This is a genomic window from Pseudolysinimonas kribbensis (assembly GCF_039531715.1).
In the GTDB taxonomy this organism is placed as follows: domain Bacteria; phylum Actinomycetota; class Actinomycetes; order Actinomycetales; family Microbacteriaceae; genus Pseudolysinimonas; species Pseudolysinimonas kribbensis.
This window is the reverse complement of the sequence record NZ_BAAAQO010000004.1, coordinates 93056-110875: the sequence shown is the minus strand read 5'-3', so window position 1 is coordinate 110875 and position 17820 is coordinate 93056. Positions and strand designations below refer to the sequence as shown.

16 protein-coding genes are annotated in these 17820 nt (G+C 69.9%); 9 read left to right on the top strand and 7 right to left on the bottom strand.

Translation table 11 applies throughout. The annotated features are described in order from the left end of the window. The first annotated feature begins 21 nt into the window (after positions 1 to 21). The 7 genes from whiA (at position 22) to ABD285_RS11090 (ending at position 5535) form a co-directional block, all read left to right on the top strand. Positions 22 to 996 (top strand): DNA-binding protein WhiA, encoded by a 975-nt coding sequence (gene whiA, locus ABD285_RS11120; protein ID WP_284255519.1) that lies wholly within the window; start codon positions 22 to 24, stop codon positions 994 to 996. 48 nt (positions 997 to 1044) lie between these two features. Further along, complete coding sequence (locus ABD285_RS11115; protein ID WP_284255520.1) at positions 1045 to 1674, top strand: superoxide dismutase; 630 nt, start codon at positions 1045 to 1047, stop codon at positions 1672 to 1674. 115 nt (positions 1675 to 1789) lie between these two features. Beyond that, positions 1790 to 2794 (top strand): type I glyceraldehyde-3-phosphate dehydrogenase, encoded by a 1005-nt coding sequence (gene gap / locus ABD285_RS11110; protein WP_284255521.1) that lies wholly within the window; start codon positions 1790 to 1792, stop codon positions 2792 to 2794. Between the two features lie 2 nt (positions 2795 to 2796). Beyond that, a complete protein-coding gene (locus ABD285_RS11105) occupies positions 2797 to 4032 on the top strand; it encodes a phosphoglycerate kinase (RefSeq protein WP_284255522.1) in 1236 nt (411 codons plus the stop codon). A gap of 7 nt (positions 4033 to 4039) precedes the next feature. After that, a complete protein-coding gene (tpiA, locus tag ABD285_RS11100; protein WP_284255523.1) occupies positions 4040 to 4828 on the top strand; it encodes a triose-phosphate isomerase in 789 nt (262 codons plus the stop codon). A gap of 40 nt (positions 4829 to 4868) precedes the next feature. Then, positions 4869 to 5114 carry a preprotein translocase subunit SecG gene (gene secG / locus ABD285_RS11095; protein ID WP_284255524.1) on the top strand — a complete coding sequence of 82 codons (246 nt, stop codon included), beginning with the start codon at positions 4869 to 4871 and terminating at the stop codon, positions 5112 to 5114. Positions 5115 to 5166: 52 nt separating this feature from the next. Beyond that, entirely contained in the window at positions 5167 to 5535 is a 369-nt protein-coding gene (locus ABD285_RS11090) for an RNA polymerase-binding protein RbpA (protein WP_284255525.1), read from the top strand. A 3-nt stretch (positions 5536 to 5538) separates the two neighbouring features. Here the strand turns inward: ABD285_RS11090 and pgl are convergent, their stop codons facing one another. The 6 genes from pgl to tkt are packed head-to-tail and all read right to left on the bottom strand — an operon-like array spanning position 5539 to position 13756. Continuing rightward, positions 5539 to 6345 (bottom strand): 6-phosphogluconolactonase, encoded by an 807-nt coding sequence (gene pgl / locus ABD285_RS11085; RefSeq protein WP_344202602.1) that lies wholly within the window; start codon positions 6343 to 6345, stop codon positions 5539 to 5541. A gap of 4 nt (positions 6346 to 6349) precedes the next feature. After that, a complete protein-coding gene (locus tag ABD285_RS11080; RefSeq protein ID WP_284255526.1) occupies positions 6350 to 7327 on the bottom strand; it encodes a glucose-6-phosphate dehydrogenase assembly protein OpcA in 978 nt (325 codons plus the stop codon). Between the two features lie 13 nt (positions 7328 to 7340). Beyond that, positions 7341 to 8885: a glucose-6-phosphate dehydrogenase gene (gene zwf, locus ABD285_RS11075; RefSeq protein WP_344202599.1), complete on the bottom strand. Its 1545-nt coding sequence runs from the start codon at positions 8883 to 8885 to the stop codon at positions 7341 to 7343. Beyond that, positions 8885 to 10504, bottom strand: a complete 1620-nt coding sequence (locus tag ABD285_RS11070) for a glucose-6-phosphate isomerase (protein ID WP_344202597.1) — start codon at positions 10502 to 10504, stop codon at positions 8885 to 8887. The genes zwf and ABD285_RS11070 overlap by 1 nt, the downstream gene beginning before the upstream one ends. Beyond that, complete coding sequence (gene tal / locus ABD285_RS11065; protein ID WP_284255527.1) at positions 10501 to 11613, bottom strand: transaldolase; 1113 nt, start codon at positions 11611 to 11613, stop codon at positions 10501 to 10503. Before tal ends, ABD285_RS11070 begins: the two co-directional genes overlap by 4 nt. Positions 11614 to 11656: 43 nt before the next feature. Beyond that, positions 11657 to 13756: a transketolase gene (tkt, locus tag ABD285_RS11060; RefSeq protein WP_344202595.1), complete on the bottom strand. Its 2100-nt coding sequence runs from the start codon at positions 13754 to 13756 to the stop codon at positions 11657 to 11659. Between the two features lie 111 nt (positions 13757 to 13867). Here tkt and ABD285_RS11055 point away from each other — a divergent pair, with 111 nt between their 5' ends. Both ABD285_RS11055 and ABD285_RS11050 read left to right on the top strand, forming a co-directional pair. After that, positions 13868 to 14824 (top strand): heme o synthase, encoded by a 957-nt coding sequence (locus ABD285_RS11055; protein WP_284255528.1) that lies wholly within the window; start codon positions 13868 to 13870, stop codon positions 14822 to 14824. Next, entirely contained in the window at positions 14821 to 15783 is a 963-nt protein-coding gene (locus ABD285_RS11050) for a COX15/CtaA family protein (RefSeq protein WP_284251874.1), read from the top strand. Before ABD285_RS11055 ends, ABD285_RS11050 begins: the two co-directional genes overlap by 4 nt. Here ABD285_RS11050 and ABD285_RS11045 read toward each other — a convergent pair. After that, on the bottom strand, positions 15745 to 17820 hold the full coding sequence (locus tag ABD285_RS11045) for a cell wall-binding repeat-containing protein (RefSeq protein WP_344202592.1): 2076 nt from the start codon (positions 17818 to 17820) through the stop codon (positions 15745 to 15747). The genes ABD285_RS11050 and ABD285_RS11045 overlap by 39 nt on opposite strands.

Here is a 17820-nt window from a genome sequence, read left to right as displayed (position 1 = left end):
GACGAGAGAAGGGCGGAGCGCGTGGCATTGACCGCCGACGTCAAGGAAGAGCTGGCGGCCGTTCAAGCGGGTCGCACGTCGGTGCGGGCCGCGGAGCTCGCGGCGCTGCTGCGTTTCTCCGGCGGCCTGCACATCATCTCCGGCCGCATCGCGGTCGAGTCGGAGCTGGATTCTCCGGACATCGCGCGGCGGGTGCGCAAGGACCTCGCCGAGCTCTACGGCGTCCGCAGCGAGGTTTCGGTGATCTCCGGCGGCAACCTGCGCCGCAGCAGCACCTATCTCGTGCGGGTCGTCGAGGGCGGTGAGACCCTCGCCCGGCAGACCGGTCTGCTGGATGCGCGGCGCCGCCCGGTTCGCGGGCTGCCGAACCGGCTCACCACGGGATCGCGCGAGGAGCTCGCCGCGATCTGGCGTGGCGCGTTCCTCGCCCACGGCTCGCTCACCGATCCCGGACGCTCGGCCGCGCTCGAGGTGAGCGCCCCGGGCAACGAGTCGGCGATGGCGCTCGTCGGCGCCGCGGGGCGGCTGCACATCGTGGCCAAGGCCCGCGAGGTGCGCGGCGTGCACCGGGTCGTGATCCGCGACGGCGAGAGCATCGCGGCGATGCTGCGGCTCATGGGAGCGGCGCAGAGCGTCGCCGCGTGGGAGGAGCTGCGCCAGCGCCGGGAGGTGCGCGCGACCGCGAACCGCCTCGTCAACTTCGACGACGCCAACCTGCGGCGCAGCGCCCAGGCCGCCGTCGCCGCGTGCTCCCGCGTGGAGAGGGCGCTCGAGATCCTCGGCGAGGACGTGCCGCGCCACCTGCGCTACGCAGGGGAGCTGCGGTTGAGCCATCGCGATGCGAGCCTCGACGAGCTCGGACACCACGCCGATCCGCCGATGACGAAGGACGCGGTCGCGGGGCGCATCCGGCGTCTGCTCGCGATGGCCGACAAGAGCGCGAGCGATCGCGGCATCCCGGGCACCGACGCCAACCTTCCCGAAGGCTTGGAGTAGGGCGTCACACCCCGGCGCGGGCCCCGCTCGGATCACTAGATTCGAGTCATGGCCGAATACACGCTGCCCGATCTTCCGTACGACTACGCAGCCCTCGAGCCGCACATCAGCGGCAAGATCATGGAGTTGCACCACGACAAGCACCACGCGACCTACGTCGCCGGTGCGAACACCGCTCTCGAGAAGCTCGCCGAGGCGCGCGACTCCGGCGACCTCGCGAACGTCAACAAGCTCGAGAAGGACCTCGCGTTCAACCTCGGCGGTCACGTCAATCACTCGATCTTCTGGACCAACCTGACCCCCGACGGCCAGGGAAAGCCCGAGGGCACCGAGCTGGCCGCCGCGATCGATGAGTTCTTCGGCGGCTTCGACAAGTTCCAGGCGCACTTCACGGCCGCCGCGACCGGCATCCAGGGTTCCGGCTGGGCCGTGCTGTCGTGGGATCCCGTGGGCAAGCGGCTCATCATCCAGCAGCTGTTCGATCAGCAGGCGAACACCGCGCAGGCGACGATCCCGGTGCTCCAGCTCGACATGTGGGAGCACGCGTTCTACCTCGACTACCTCAACGTCAAGGCGGACTACGTCAAGGCGTTCTGGAACATCGCCAACTGGCAGAACGCCGATCAGCGCTTCACCACCGCGCGCGAGAAGACCGAGGGCCTGCTGCTACTGTCGTAAGAGGCGACGCGGCCGGGCCGAAGCGCAGGCTTACGGCCCCGGTCGCCGCCGTCCACGCCACCACCACCCCTCGAACTGCGGCGCGCGGACGCGCGTCCGGCAAGGAGAATCTTCCGTGCCCGTCAAGATCGGCATCAACGGCTTCGGCCGGATCGGACGCAACTACTTCCGCGCGGCCCTCGCCCAGGGCAGCGACCTGGATGTGGTCGCCGTCAACGACCTCACCGACCCGAAGACCCTCGCGCACCTGCTGAAGTACGACTCGATCCTCGGCACCCTGAACGCCGAGGTCTCGGTCGACGGCGACAGCATCGTCATCGACGGCAAGCGCATCAAGGTGCTCGCCGACCGCGATCCCGGCAACCTGCCCTGGGGCGAGCTCGGCGTCGACATCGTCATCGAGTCGACCGGTTTCTTCACCAACGCCGAGAAGGCCAAGGCCCACATCGCCGCCGGCGCGAAGAAGGTCATCATCTCGGCGCCCGCCAGCAACGAGGACGCCACGTTCGTCATCGGCGTCAACCACACCGACTACGACCCGGCGAACCACCACATCATCTCGAACGCCTCGTGCACCACGAACAGCCTCGCGCCGCTCGCCAAGGTGTTCAACGACGCGTTCGGCATCGAGCGCGGGCTCATGACCACGGTCCACGCCTACACGGCGGATCAGAACCTCCAGGACGGGCCGCACAGCGACCTGCGCCGGGCCCGTGCCGCCGCGCTCAGCATCATCCCGACCTCGAGCGGCGCCGCCAAGGCCATCGGGCTCGTCCTGCCCGAGCTCAACGGCAAGCTGGACGGCTACGCGCTCCGCGTGCCGACCCCGACGGGCTCGATCACCGACCTCACGCTGACGGCCTCCAAGCCGGTCACGGTCGACGAGATCAAGGCGGCGTACAAGGCGGCCGCCGACGGGCCGCTCAAGGGCATCCTGCAGTACACCGAGGACGAGATCGTCTCGCGCGACATCGTGGGCAACCCGCACTCGTCGATCTTCGACGCCGGGCTGACCCGGGTCCTCGGCGATCAGGTCAAGATCTCGGCGTGGTACGACAACGAGTGGGGATTCTCGAACCGGATGGTCGACCTCACCGAGTACGTCGCCGAGCGCCTGTAGACGTGCCGAGCTCCGAACGGCTGCGCACGATCGAATCGCTCGGCGACCTCGCCGGCACGCGCGTCATCGTCCGCTGCGACCTGAATGTGCCGTTGCGGGATGGCGAGATCACGGATGACGGTCGCATCCGGGCATCGCTCGGAACGCTGCGCGAGTTGACGGGCGCCGGGGCGCGGGTCGTGGTGATCTCGCACCTCGGCCGCCCGGACGGCGAGGAGAACCCGGCGTACTCGCTCGCCCCGGTCGCGACGCGACTCGGCGAACTGCTCGGAGCACCGGTGGCGTTCGCCGCCGACACGGTCGGGCACGACGCCGAGAAGGCCGTCGCCGCCCTGCAGGACGGCGGCGTCGCGGTCCTGGAGAACCTGCGCTTCCACGCGCATGAGACCTCGAAGGACGCGTCGCACCGCGAGGAGTTCGCGACGCGGCTCGCCCGGTTCGGCGACGCCGTCGTCGAGGACGGCTTCGGCGCCGCCCACCGCAAGCACGCGAGCGTCTACGAGCTGCCGAAGCTCCTGCCGAGTGCCGCGGGTCGCCTGGTACAGGCCGAGCTGGAGGTGCTGGAGCGACTCACCAGCGGCGAGCCGGAACGCCCGTACACGGTCGTGCTCGGCGGCTCGAAGGTCAGCGACAAGCTCGGCGTCATCGATGCGCTCCTGCCGCGGGTGGACCGGTTGCTGATCGGCGGCGGGATGCTGTTCACCTTCCTCGCCGCGCAGGGTCACGCGATCGGCAAGAGCATCCTCGACGCGGACGGTCTGGAGGCCGCGCGCGGCTATCTCGACCAGGCGCACGAGCGCGGCGTGGAGCTCCTGCTGCCCACGGATGTCGTGGTCGCGGATCGCTTCGCCGCCGACGCGCATTACGAGGTCACGACGATCGACGGGATCGAGTCGACGTCGGCCGGAGCCGACGGGCTCGGTCTCGACATCGGTCCCGACACCGCCGCGGCGTTCGCCCAGGCGATCTGCGGCTCCGCGACGGTGTTCTGGAACGGCCCCATGGGAGTGTTCGAGCTCGAGCCGTTCGCCGCCGGCACCCGCGCAGTGGCGCAGGCGCTCACCGAGGTCGACGGGCTCAGCGTCGTCGGGGGCGGCGACTCGGCCGCGGCCGTGCGGCAGCTCGGCTTCGCCGACGACGACTTCGGTCACATCTCGACGGGCGGCGGGGCCAGCCTCGAGTTCCTCGAGGGCAAGACGCTGCCCGGGCTCGAAGCCCTGGGCTGGACACGAGAGTGAGGGCACCGTGAGCACAGCGCGCACGCCGTTCATCGCCGGCAACTGGAAGATGAACCTCGACCATCTGCAGTCGATCGCCTTCGTGCAGAAGCTGGCCTGGACCCTCCGCGACGCGAAGCTCGACACGAAGGCCGTCGAGGTCGCGGTGTTCCCGCCCTTCACCGACCTGCGGTCGGTGCAAACGCTCGTCGGGTCCGACGACCTGCCGATCGCCTTCGGCGGGCAGGACCTCTCGAGGTTCGACAGCGGTGCGTACACGGGCGAGATCTCGGGTGCGTTCCTCAAGGGTCTCGACTGCCGGTACGTTCTCATCGGCCATTCCGAGCGTCGCGAATATCACGGCGAGACCGACGCCGACTGCGCCGAGAAGGTCGCCGCCGCGATCCGGCACGGTCTGATCCCCGTGCTGTGCGTCGGCGAGACGGCCGAGGACCTGGAGCGGCATGGCGCCAGCGCCATCCCGGTCAAGCAGCTCCGCGAGGCGCTCGGTCCGGTGCAGCGCGGCCAGGAGCTCGTCGTGGCCTATGAGCCCGTGTGGGCCATCGGATCCGGTCAGCCCGCGACTCCGCAGCAGGCGCAGGATGTCGCCGTGACCCTGCGCGGCGAGCTCGCCGAGCTGCTCGGCGACGAGACGGGCGCCGCCACGCGCATCCTCTACGGCGGATCGGTCAAGTCGTCCAATATCGCATCCTTCATGCGCGAACCCGACATCGACGGTGCGCTCGTGGGCGGGGCCAGCCTCCAGCTCGATGAGTTCGCGAGCATCGTGCAGTTCCAGAAGCACGTCGTCCTGTAGGTAGAATCATCCGAGCTTCCCGACCGAAGGGCCCGAACCCGTGCAGATCCTCCAGGTGATCGTCGAGGTGATCCTCGGCATCACGAGCCTGCTGCTGACGCTGCTCATCCTGCTCCACAAGGGGCGCGGTGGCGGCCTGTCGGACATGTTCGGCGGTGGCGTGACCTCGAACCTCGGCGCGTCCGGCGTCGCGGAGCGCAACCTCAACCGCATCACGGTCGTGCTCGCGCTCGTCTGGCTCGCGTGCATCGTCGTGCTCGGGCTCACCATCAAATTCGGCGTCTGATCCATTCAGAAACCCGACGCCGGGTTCACTACAAGACGGACGGAATCTGACCATGGCATCAGGCGGCAGCGCGATTCGCGGATCGCGGGTGGGCTCCGGCCCGATGGGCGAGCAGGATCGCGGCTATCACGCGGACCGCGTCGCGATCTCCTACTGGGACGCGCACGGCAACGAGACCGTGCGGTACTTCGCCGCGAACCTCCCGGTGGAGGAGATCCCGGACACGATCGACAGCCCCACCACCGGTCTGCCGGCCGGACGTGATCGCGAGAACCCGCCGCTGCTGGCCAAGGCCGAGCCGTACAAGACGCACCTGGCGTACGTGAAGGAGCGTCGCACCGACGAGGAGGCGGCCCAGCTCCTCGACGAGGCGCTCGCGCAGCTGCGTCAGCGCCGCGGCACCGCGTCGCCGTCGAAGTAGCGCCTACTCCTCGGGCTTGTCGTCCTCACCCGTCCAGTAGTAGCTGGGGGCGATGAGGTTCGCCGGCACCTCGGCCGCGGCCTCCTGGTCGACGAAGAAGACCGTACGGCGACGCCCCTCGACCCCCGCGACGGGAACCGAGCTCGCGCTCGCCCCGGCGAGGGCCAGACCCAGGGCGCCGGCCTTGTCGGAGCCGGCCAGCACCATCCACACCCGGTCGGACGCATTGATGATCGGCAGGGTGAGACTCAGCCGCTCGGGCGGCGGCTTGGGGGAGTCGGTCTCGGCGATGACGACGTGCTCCGTGTCGCGGATGCCGGCATGGTCGGGGAACAGCGAGGCGATGTGCCCGTCCGGTCCGACGCCGAGGAAGGTCACGTCGAATCGCGGTGCCCGCGCCCCCTCCGGCGCGCCGGCCAGGAGCTCGGCCGCATAGGCGTCCGCCGCGGCGTGGATGTCGGGGTGCTCTCCCGGTGCCGGCAGGCTCTTGATCTGCGCGGCGTCGAGGTTCAGGGCATCGAGCAGGGCCGCCTTGGACTGGGTGTCGTTGCGGTCCGGATCGCCGTGCGGCAGGTAGCGCTCGTCGCCCCACCAGAAGGTGATCGCCTTCCAATCGACCGTGCCGCACGCGGGGGAGTCTGCGATCGCCTGCAGGACCGCGGAGCCCATCGAGCCGCCGGTCAAGCACACGTCGGCGTGCCCTCGCTCCTCGAGCACGTCGATGATCTTCGTGACGAACCGCGCCGCGACCGCGCCGGCCAGGGAGGACTTGTCGGGATGCACGAGCACCCGCCGTTCGTTGGTCGCCATGTTCTCAGCCCTTCTTCGCGCTGCTCTTCCCGGCACGGGCCGCTGTGGACGGTGCCGGCAGCTTCGGTATCCCCAACTGCACGACCTCGCCGAAGAGGTCGTCGGGGTCGAGTCGGCGCAGCTCTTCCGCCAGGCAGTCCCGGAGGCTGCGGCGAGGCAGTGCGATGTCGTGGTCGGGCTGACCCGGCTGCACGAGCGTCGCCACGTTCGGCACGAGCCGCTCGAGGCTGACCGCGCCGGAGGGTCGCTCGAGGCGCACACCGTGGATCCCGCTGGAGCCGTGGGTCGCGGCGCTCGAGATCTCGAGCCGCGCGTCGACCTCCAGCTCGAGCTGCAGCCAGGCGGCGAGCAACTCGGTCGACGGGGAGTCGCTCGACCCGGCGACCACCACCGCGGTGACCGGCTCGTACGGCGGCTGATCGAGCACGGCCGCCAGCTGGGCACGCCAGAGCGTCAGCCGCGTCCACGCGAAGTCGGTGTCGCCCGGCCGGTAGTTCTCGCCGAGCGCCTGAAGCGCCTTCACCGGGTTCACCGCCGTCGCGGCGTCCGTGATGCGCAGCTGCGCGATGCGCCCGAGGGCCGACTCGGCGGGATGTGCCGGGGGATCGCTCGGCCACCACAGCACGACGGGTGCGTCGGGCAGCAGAAGGCCCATGACCAGGCCCTCCTCGTCGCTCGCGAGCTCGCCGTAGACCCGCAGCACGATGACTTCGCTGGCCCCGGCGTCGCCTCCCACCCGGATCTGCGCGTCCAGGCGCGGCGCCTCCGAGCGGTCGGTGCCCCGCGAGAGCACGATGACGCGCATCGGGTGCTCGCGCGAGGCGTCGTTGGCCGCCTCGATGGCCTCCTCCTCCTCGCCGAGCGGGGTCACGATGACGAGCGTGAGCACACGGCCGAGGGCGACGGCGCCGCCCTCCTCGCGGATGCTGACGAGAGCCTTCGACACGGCGCTCGTGGTGGTGTCCGGCAGGTCGACGATCATGCGTTCCTCCAGCTCACGGCCGTCTCCAGACCCGTCCGTCACGAGCCAGGAGCTCGTCCGCGGATGTGGGGCCCCAGGTGCCGGGCTTGTACTGCTCGAGCGGCCCGCCGAGCGAGGACCAGTACTCCTCGATCGGGTCGAGGATCTTCCAGCTCAGCTCCACCTCCTGGTGGCGCGGGAAGAGGGGCGGATCCCCGAGGAGCACGTCGAGGATCAACCGCTCGTACGCCTCCGGGCTCGCCTCGGTGAACGCATGCCCGTACCCGAAGTCCATCGTCACGTCGCGCACCTGCATGCCGGCCCCGGGCACCTTGGAGCCGAAGCGGATCGTGACGCCCTCGTCGGGCTGCACCCGGATGACGAGCGCGTTCTGGCCGAGCGCCGAGGTCTGCGCCTCGGCGAACAGGTACTGCGGCGCCCGCTTGAAGACGACCGCGATCTCGGTCACCCGACGGCCGAGGCGCTTGCCGGCCCGCAGGTAGAAGGGCACGCCCGCCCAGCGCCGGGTGTTGACGTTGAGCTTGATGGCCGCATAGGTCTCGGTGACCGACTGCGGGTTCATCCCGTCCTCGTCGAGGAAGCCGACGACCTTCTCGCCCCCCTGCCATCCCGCGGAGTACTGCCCCCGGGCCGTGGCGGTCGAGAGGTCTGCGGGCAGGTGGACGGCGGAGAGCACCTTCTCCTTCTCGGCGCGCAGATCGGCGGCGTCGAACGACACCGGCTCCTCCATCGCGGTGAGAGCGAACAGCTGCAGCAGGTGGTTCTGGATGACGTCGCGCGCCGCCCCGATGCCGTCGTAGTACCCCGCGCGGCCCCCGACGCCGATGTCCTCGGCCATCGTGATCTGCACGTGATCGACGTAGTTGGCGTTCCAGATCGGTTCGTACAGCTGGTTGGCGAAGCGCAGCGCCAGGATGTTCTGGACCGTCTCCTTGCCGAGGTAGTGGTCGATCCGGAACACCGAGTCCGGCGGGAACACCGACTCGACGACGTCGTTGAGCTCCCGTGCGGTCGTCAGGTCGGACCCGAACGGCTTCTCGATGACGACGCGCCGCCACTCGCCGTCCTTCGGATCGGCCAGCCCGGAGCGCTTGAGCTGCTCGGTCACCTGGGGGAACGACTTCGGCGGGATCGAGAGGTAGAACGCGTGGTTGCCCATCGTGCCCCGCGTCTCGTCGAGTTCGGTGAGCGTCGATTTCAGCCGGTCGAAGGCCGCGTCGTCGTCGAACTCGCCCTGGACGAAGCGCACCCCCTCACGCAGCTGCTTCCATACGTCCTCGTCGAACGGTGTGCGGGCGTACTGCTTGACGGCCTCGTAGACGACCTTCTCGAAGTCCTGGTCGTCCCATTCGCGACGGGCGAATCCCACCAGGGCGAACCCGGGCGGCAGGAGCCCGCGGTTGGCCAGGTCGTAGACCGCCGGCATGAGCTTCTTACGCGACAGGTCGCCCGTCACGCCGAAGATCACGAGGCCGCTCGGCCCCGCGATCCGGCTGAGCCGGCGATCGCTGGCCGCGCGCAGCGGGTTGCGGCCGGGCCCGATCTCCACCGGTGGCATCAGCCCGCCCGGGTCGCGCCGAGCGCCGAGCGGACGGCGTCGAACCCGGCGTCGATGTCGGTCAGCGTCAGGGTGAGCACCGGCCGGCCGTGATCGGCGAGCACGCTCGCGTCGCCGGCGGCCTGAGCGCGGATCAGCTGCCCGAAAGTGAACGGACGGTCCGGGATCGCGAGATCGTCGGCCGGCGCCGTCACCGAGGTGAGCTGGAGGAACACGCCGACGGCGGGGCCGCCCTTGTGGAACTGCCCGGTCGAGTGCAGGAATCGCGGCCCCCAGCCGAAGGTGACCGGCCGCTTCGACGCCGCGGCCGCCAGGTCGCGCAGCTGGGCGAACTCCGGGTGGTCGACGCGATCGAGGTAGGCCTGGATGGCGACGTAGCCGTCCTCGGGGAGCGCTGCGAGCAGGGCGTCGATCGCCGCCTCGACGCTCGTGCCGTCGATCGTGAGGCCCCCGGCCGTGCGCACCTCGACGGCGCCGTCCGTGAAGACCGGCTCGGTCGGAGCGGGCTGGGCATCCAGCAGGCCCCGGGCCGCCTTCTTGGCGGACTCGACATCCGGCTGATCGAACGGATTGATGCCGAGCAGCCGTCCCGCGACGGCGACCGCGTACTCCCAGACCATCAGCTGTCCGCCGAGCGAGCCCGAGATCTCGATCTCGCCGTCGTTGACCTCGTGCGTCGCGCGCTCATCCCGCACGAGACGCACGATCTGCAGATCCGGCAGGTTCTCGGACAGCTCCGGCGAGCGGGTGTCAAGCACCACGGGCAGCAGCCCGGTGCCCTGCTTGCCGGTGGACTCCGCGATCAGCTGCTCGGCCCAGTCCGCGAAGCCGACGATGTGGGTGCCGTCCGCGACGATCCCGAGCTTGTCGCGCAGCGGCTGCGTGCCGCCGATCGCCGCGCCGAGGATGAGCCCCGGGTTCTCGGGGCGGTCCAGCGCGAGCTCGAGCAGCACCGCGCCGGCCTCGTCGAGGAGCTCGGCGATGTCGGCCCCGGCGAGGCCACTGGGCACGAGGCCGAAGGCCGTGAGCGCGGAGTACCGGCCCCCGACGTTCGGGTCGGCGTTGAAGACGCGGTATCCGTCGGCACGAGCGGACTCGTCGAGAGGGGATCCCGGGTCGGTGACGATGACGATGCGCTCGGTCGGGTCGATGCCCGCCGCACGGAATGCGGCCTCGTAGACGCGCTTCTGACTGTCGGTCTCGACCGTCGTGCCCGACTTCGACGAGATGACGACCGCGCTCTGGGCGAGCCGGTCGTCGAGCGCGTCCTTCACCTGCTGCGGGTCTGTGCAGTCGAGGACGGTGAGCTCGACCCCGTAGGTTCGGGTGATGACCTCGGGCGCGAGCGATGATCCGCCCATGCCGCCGAGGACGATGTGGGTGACGCCCTTGCCGTGCAGCTGCTCGCGCAGCGCGACGATCTCGGCGACGAGCGGCTCGGAGATGGCGACGGCCTCGGTCCAGCCCAGCCGGATGGCGGCCTCGCTCTCGGCATCCGGGCCCCACAGGGTCGGGTCGAGGGAGGCGATCCCGCCCGCGACGCCGTCGGCGACCAGCTGCGGCACCAGCCGGTCGACCGCTTCCTTCGCGGCCCCGGTGGGGACGACCGAGACGGTCACTTGGCCGCCTCGAGCGCCGCGGTCACCGTGTCGAGCAACTCGGTCCACGAGACGTCGAACTTCTCGATGCCCTCCTTCTCGAGGAGCGCGGTGACGTCGTCGTAGTCGATGCCGACGGCCTTCAGGTCGTCGAAGACCTGCTGCGCGGTGGCGTACGACCCGGTGACGGCATCCCCGTGCAGCTGTACGTGGTCGGCGACCGCCTCGAGCGTCTTCTCGGGCATCGTGTTGACCACGTCGGCGACGGCGAGCTCCGTCACGTAGAGCGTGTCGGGCAGCGCCGGGTCCTTGACGCCCGTGGAGGCCCAGAGCGGACGCTGGGTGTGTGCGCCCGCGGCGAGGAGGGCCTTCGCACGATCGGTCGCGAACTCCTCCTCGTAGAGCTTGTAGGCGAGCTGGGCGTTCGCGATGCCCAGCTTGCTGCGCAGGGCCTTCGCCTCGTCGGTGCCGATGGCGTCGAGCCGCTTGTCGGTCTCGGTGTCGACCCGCGACACGAAGAACGAGGCGACGGAGCGGATGGTCGAGAGGTCGATACCCGCCTCCTTGGCCTGCTCGAGGCCGTCGAGGTAGGCCTCGATGACCTGACGGTGCCGCTCCAGGCTGAAGATCAGGGTGACGTTGACGCTGATGCCCGCCGCGGTCGCCGCGGTGATGGCGCCGAGCCCCTCGACGGTGGCCGGGATCTTGACCATGACGTTCGGGCGGTCGACGGCCGACCAGAGCTGCTTGGCCTCCGCGATCGTGCCGTCCGTGTCGCGGGCCAGGCCCGGCTCGACCTCGATCGAGACCCGGCCGTCCTGGCCGTCGGTCGCGTCGTAGACCGGTCGGAAGACGTCGCACGCGTCGCGGACGTCACCGGTGGTGATGGCGAACACGGCGTCGGTGACCGAGGTGCCCGCCTTGGCGAGCTCGGCGACCTTGGCGTCGTAGGCGTTGCCCTTGGCGAGTGCCGTGGCGAAGATCGTGGGGTTGGTGGTGACGCCGACGACGTTCCGGTCGGCGATGAGCTCCGTGAGCCCGCCCGAGGCGATCCGCTCACGCGAGAGGTCGTCGAGCCAGATGCTGACGCCGAGCGCCGAGAGTGCTGCGGTGTTGGTGTTGGGGGCCATGATTCCTGGTTCCTGTCGGAGGTGGTGGCGGGATGGTGACGGCTTATGCCGATGCCGCGGCGATGGATTCCTTCGCGGCGGCGACGGCCGCCTCCGCGGTGAGACCGAACTTCTGGTACAGGGTCTTGTAGTCGGCCGAGGCGCCGTAGTGCTCGATCGAGACGTGGCGACCGGCGTCGCCGAGCAAGGGTGCCCAGGTCAGGGCGAGCCCGGCCTCGATCGAGACGCGCGCCCTGACCGCCGTCGGCAGCACCGACTCGCGATAGGCCGCATCCTGCTCGGCGAACCACTCCTGGCTCGGCACGGAGACGACCCGTGCGTGCACGCCGTCGGCCTCGAGCTGCTCGCGGGCAGCGAGGGCGATCTGCACCTCGGACCCGGTCGAGAGCAGGATCACATCCGGCGCACCGCCCTGCGCCTCGGCGAGCACGTAGGCGCCCTTCGCGACGTTCGACGCGGCCGCCAGCGTGTCGCCGGATGCCGCCCCGTCGCCGCGCGCGAAGACCGGCAGGTTCTGTCGGCTGAGCACGATCCCGGCGGGTCCGACCCGGCGCTCGAGCATGGTCTTCCACGCCCAGGCGACCTCGTTCGCGTCGGCGGGGCGCACGATCTCGAGGTTGGGGATCGCGCGCAGCGCCGTGAGCTGCTCGACCGGCTGGTGGGTGGGGCCGTCCTCGCCGAGCGCGACCGAGTCGTGCGTCCAGACGTAGATCGAGGGCACCTTCATGAGCGACGCCAGCCGCACCGCGGGCCGCATGTAGTCGCTGAAGATGAGGAACGTCGCCCCGAACGGCCGGGTGTTGCCGTGCAGCACGATGCCGCTGAGGATCGACGCCATCGCGTGCTCGCGGATGCCGAAGTGCAGCACGCGCCCGTAGGGCGAACCGGACCACATCGCCGTGCTCCGCTCGGGCGGCAGGAAGGACTCGGCGTCCTCGATCGTCGTGTTGTTGGACTCGGCGAGGTCGGCCGAGCCGCCCCACAGCTCCGGCATGACGGCGGCGATCGCGTTGATGACCTTGCCCGACGCCGCACGCGTCGACACGTCCTTGCCCGGCTCGAAGACCGGCAGCACGTCGGCCACGCCCTCCGGCGCGGCGCCCGACGACAGCCGGTCGAGGAGCTTCTTGCGGTCGGCGTTCGCCACGGCCCACGCATCGAAGCGCTCCTGCCAGGCCGCCTTGAACTCCTGGATCCGGTCGTGCGACGCCCGGGTGTGCTCGAGCACGGCCGGGTCGACGTCGAACGACTTCTCGGGATCGAAGCCGAGGGCCTTCTTGAGGCCGGCGACCTCGTCGGCGCCCATCGCCGATCCATGGATCTTGCCGGTGTTCTGCTTGGTCGGCGACGGCCAGCCGATGATCGTCTTGAGCACGATGAGGGACGGCTGGGTGGTGTTGGCCTTGGCGGTCTCGATCGCGTCCCAGAGCTTGTGCACGTCCTCGACGTAGCCGGCCTTGGTGTTCCAGTCGACCGTCTGCACCTGCCAGCCGTAGGCGGCGTAGCGGGCGGCGACATCCTCGCTCAGCGCGATGTTGGTGTCGTCCTCGATCGAGATCTGGTTGCTGTCGTAGAAGGCGATCAGATTGCCGAGCTGCTGCACGCCGGCGAGCGACCCCGCCTCGCTCGTGACGCCCTCCTCGATGTCGCCATCGCTCGCGATGACGTACACGTGGTGGTCGAAGGGGCTCTCGCCCTGCGCGGCATCCGGGTCGAACAGGCCGCGCTCGTAGCGCTGCGCGTACGCGAAGCCGACCGACGAGGCGAGCCCCTGGCCGAGCGGGCCGGTGGTGATCTCGACGCCGGGGGTGTGCCCGTACTCGGGATGGCCGGGGGTCTTCGACCCCCACGTGCGGAGCGCCTCGAGGTCGTCGAGCTCGAGCCCGGACCCCTCGAGGAAGAGCTGGATGTACTGCGTCAGCGAGCTGTGGCCGGCGGACAGGATGAACCGGTCGCGCCCGAGCCACTGCAGGTCCTTCGGGTCGCGGCGCATGACCTTCTGGAAGAGGAGGTAGGCGAGCGGCGCGAGGCTGATCGCGGTGCCCGGATGCCCGTTCCCCACCTTCTCGACGGCGTCGGCGGCGAGGATCTTGACGGTGTCGACCGCCTTCTGATCGATGGCGTCCCATGTAAGAGCAGTCACGTTCCTTGATCCTAGTGAGAGGCCGGAACTCGCGCCGACCGAGCGTTGCCCCGTCCAGTCGACTCCCGGGGGAGTACGGGCCGGGTGCCGCGCGTCGCCTAAACTGGCCGCATGCAGGAGGCCGTGGCGACTCCGGCCGCGCCGCCGGCCGGGCGTGCCGGCCGACCCCGGATCCCGCTCGGACGCAAGCTCCTGGCCTACGTCGCGCTCACGAAGCCGCGCGTGATCGAGCTGCTGCTCGTGACGACCGCGCCCGTGATGGTGCTCGCCGCACACGGCATCCCGAATCTGTGGACCGTGCTGGCGACGCTGGTCGGCGGCACGCTCAGCGCGGGCTCGGCGAACGCCTTCAACTGCTACATCGACCGCGACATCGATCGCGTGATGAAGCGCACCCAGAAGCGCCCGCTCGTGACCGGCGACCTGCGCGACGTCGAGGCGCTGGCGTTCGCCTGGATCTCGGGCGCGGTGTCGATCGCCTGGCTGTGGTTCTTCACGACGCCGCTCGCGGCGATCCTGTCGTTCGCGGCGATCGCGTTCTACGTGCTCATCTACACGCTGATCCTCAAGCGGCGCACCCCGCAGAACATCGTCTGGGGCGGCGCGGCGGGCTGCATGCCCGTGCTCATCGGCTGGGCGGCCGTGACCGGCTCGCTCGACTGGGCCCCCGTCATCCTGTTCGGGATCGTGTTCCTGTGGACGCCGCCGCACTACTGGCCGCTGTCGATGCGCTACAAGGAGGATTACGCCTCGGTGCACGTGCCGATGCTGGCCGTCGTTCGCACCCGCACCGCGGTTGGGATGCAGGTCGTGCTGTACGCGTGGGCGACGGTGGCGTGCTCGCTCCTGCTGATCCCGATCGCCGGCATGGGGGTGCTGTACAGCGTGTCCGCGGTCCTGTCCGGAGCGTGGTTCCTGCTCGAGTCGCACCGGCTCTACGCCAACGCCATCCGCGACGGCGAGATCAAGCCGATGCGGGTGTTCCACGCGAGCATCACCTACCTCACGATCGTGTTCATCGCGGTCGGTCTCGACCCGCTGCTGCACCTGGCCATCCCGCTTCCGTGAGCCGGATCGTCACGCCGTTCGCCTGGGCGGCCTCCCGCTGGACCCTCGGCCCTCGGGCGCTGCGCTGGGGGACGACCGCCGCTCTCGTGATGAGCGTGGTCATCGTCCTCGGGGGAGCGATCGTGCGCGTCACGTCGTCGGGCCTCGGATGCTCGACCTGGCCCACGTGCGACGGCCACGGCGTGCTGGTGGTGCCGGACACGGTGCACCAGCTGATCGAGCAGAGCAACCGCACGCTCACCGGCGTTCTGGTCGTCGCGGTCGGCTGGGCGATCATCGCGGTGCGGTTGCAGAGGCCGTGGGATCGCGCCCTCACCCGGCTCGCGTGGTCGATGTTCTGGCTCGTCATCGTCAACGCCGTCGCCGGCGGCATCACCGTGCTCGCCGGCCTGAACCCCTGGGTCGTCGCGCTGCACTTCGTGCTCGCGATGGCGCTGCTGGCCACCGCGACCCTCACCTGGCATCGCGCGCGCTGGCGCGGGACCCCGGGAGCCGTGGTGACCCCGCGCGCACGCGGCATGGGCTGGGCCGTCGTCGTCGCCTCGGCGGGGCTCGTCATCGTCGGCACGATCGTGACCGGGGCGGGGCCGCACTCCGGCGACAGCACCGACCTGCGCCACCTCGTTCCTCGCAACGGGTTCGACTGGGGTTCGGTCGTCTGGGTGCACGGCCTGCTCGCCGCACTGGTGATCCTGCTCGCGGTCGCGACGCTGCTGCTCGTCCCGGCCGCCCGTCGCCGGGCGATCGTCTTCCTGGTCGTGCTGCTGCTGCAGGGGGCGGTGGGTCTCGTGCAATCGCTGACCGCACTGCCGGAGCTCCTCGTGGTCATCCACGTGCTGGGCGCGGCGCTCGTGTGGGTGGGCGCGATCCGGGTGCTGCTGGATGCCGATCCCGCGCTGTTCCCGCTCCGGAGTGCCGCGTCAGCACACGTGGAGGTCCTCGACGGCGGGACTGAGTGAGGCCGGTCCGCCGAGCAGCCAAATGAGCTGAGTGTCCGAGTTGACGATCTGACCCGCGTCCACATCCGAGAGGCAGTCGGGCTGCGACAGATAGATCGGCCCCCCGACGGCACCGGCCAGCGGCGCGCCGGCGAGAGCGTCGGGGAAGTTCGCCCCTGTGGCGAGGAACACCGTCTCCGGGTCGGGGAAGAACTCGGCGCCGATCGCAGCCGCAGCCTCGTACCGGGTGGCACCGGTGTAGCGATGCACGTGCCTCGAACCGCCCATGAGGTCGTCCAGCGACGCCTCGATTCCCGGGCTGACGCTACCCGGACCCCCGGCGATATCGACATCCGTGGTCCCGAGATCGAGCAGAAGACGCCGGGTCTCGGAGTCCAGGGCGGGGAGCAGACCGTTCACGAGGATCACCGGGGCGCCGATAGATCCGGCGGCGGGACCAGCGCTCAACGCGTCCGGGAAGTTGTTGCCGGTGGCGATGAACACCTCGCGCGCGCCGTCCCCGAGGAAGACGCTGCGAGTGATCGATCTCGATGCTGCGAAACGATCGGCCCCACTGAGTCGGAAGACGTCCGACGGCTTCTGCACGTATCCCGTCAACTGCGAGAGCACCGCATCGCTCACCGACGCCGGGCCACCCGCCACGGCGATCTTCTGAGGCCGGAGACGCTGGAGTTCCCCCGCCACTGCTGAGGGGATCTGCGTCGGCGATACCAGAAGGAGCACCCCTCCCTGCGCGATCGCCGCCGGGCCTGCGGAAAGGGCATCCGGGTAATTCAGGCCGTTGGCGACGTAGACGATGGGCACGCCGTCATTCGGCACGGACGGATAGGTCTCCTTCGACATCTCAACGGAACCCGTGTATCGATCGCTGCCGGATGTCCTGTACACGTCCAGAGTGCGCGGCATCAGCGCCACCTTGCCCAGATCGGTCACCTGGTTCGGCGACAGCGTGATGTCCTCGCCGTCGCTGAAGTAGCGGGCGCCGCTCCACCATTGCGCGTTGTAGGTACCCAGCGGGTCGATGAACTGGACCCGGTAGGTGCCCGCCGGCAGTCCCTCGTCCTCGACCGTGCCCGTCCCGCCCTCATTCGCAGTGAACTTCTGGAACAGGGTGTAGTAGCCCGCGCTCTGGTCGAGTCGCCAGACGTCGACTTCGGCCTCGTACCCCACCGAGAATCCGCCCGGTTCCGGCGGCATGTTGACCTGCGCCTTGAGGATGCCACCGGCGACTTGAGTGATGTCCTTGCCGACGGCGGATCCGCCGCTCGCGATCGACACGTTCGGCGCGTCGAGTTCGCCGCCATCGCCCCAACACGCCTGCGCGAAGTATCCGATCCCGTTGGCGCAGATGCGGTAGTCGCCGGGCGCGACGCCGTTGAATTCGTAGTGTCCCGTCGCGTCGCTTGTCGTCGACGCGATCTCGGCGCCCGACGAGATGAGCGAGACCTTGCCCTGTCGGGCGACCGGACCGGAGCCGTCGTCGTACGACAGTTGCCCCGAGATCTGGTTCTCGCGTGGGAGGACCTCGTCCACACCACTGACGACCTGCCCGAACGTGACCGTGACCGGCGGTGCCGTGACATCCCCGTAGCGCGTGCTGCTGAATCGGATCGTGTAGGTCTGGGGGTACAGGCGATCGAACCTGTACGTCTGCGTGGCGGGGTCGAATGTCGCCTGGGTGGCTCCGGATGACGCTCCCGAGTCCCATGAGCCGGTGACGATCGCCGAGCTCAGAGGTCCGTCCGACCCGGTGAGATGCCCGGTGATGACGGCGCCGGCCTCGAACTGCAGGTCCAGCCTGACATCTTGTCCGTCCGCGACGTCGACGTTCGACGAGTCCACCGACTGGATCACGTCCGGCGAGCTGCCGTCGTACCTGGCGCTCACGTGGTAACTCCCCGGCAGGAGGCCGGTGATCTGGTACGCCCCCGTAGTGGGGTCGAGGGAGGCGGTTCCGTACCCGCATCCATTCGACTCCGCATTGGCGCCGCAGACGACCAGCGGCTGAATGGCGTCCGGAACGGTCCCGTCGGGCAT